The organism is Streptomyces sp. DH12, assembly GCF_020873895.1.
Taxonomy (GTDB): Bacteria; Actinomycetota; Actinomycetes; order Streptomycetales; family Streptomycetaceae; genus Streptomyces.
This window is the reverse complement of sequence record NZ_JAHWGT010000930.1, coordinates 1-467: the sequence shown is the minus strand read 5'-3', so window position 1 is coordinate 467 and position 467 is coordinate 1. Positions and strand designations below refer to the sequence as shown.

Sequence of the window (467 nt, the reverse complement as noted above, 5' to 3'; positions counted from 1 at the left end):
GCCCTGGCGATCATCGTGGCGATCCTGGGCGTGGTGAACACCCTGGCCCTGTCGGTCGTCGAGCGCACCCGGGAGATCGGCCTGATGCGGGCCATCGGCCTCTCGCGCCGCCAGCTGCGCCGCATGATCCGCATGGAGTCGGTCGTGATCGCCCTCTTCGGCGCCCTGCTCGGTCTCGGACTGGGCCTCGGCTGGGGCGCCACCGCCCAGCAGCTCCTCGCCCTGGAGGGCCTGAAGGTCCTCGACATCCCCTGGCCCACCATCGCCGGGGTGTTCGCCGGATCCGCGTTCGTCGGCCTGTTCGCCGCGCTGGTCCCGGCGTTCCGGGCGGGCCGGATGAACGTCCTGAACGCCATCGCGACCGAGTAGCGGCCGAGGAGCGGCCGGCGGGAAGCGGCCTCAGGGTCACCGCACACGGGGGTTGCGGGGAGACCGGCGCCGGAGAGTCCACGGGGGCCCTCCGGCGC

At 73.7% G+C, this 467-nt stretch carries 1 protein-coding gene; it reads left to right on the top strand.

The features are described from left to right. Nucleotides 1-369: ABC transporter permease (locus LPA54_RS37825; protein WP_228984946.1), on the top strand; the 369-nt coding region annotated here is incomplete at its 5' end. Nucleotides 370-467 lie beyond the last annotated feature (98 nt).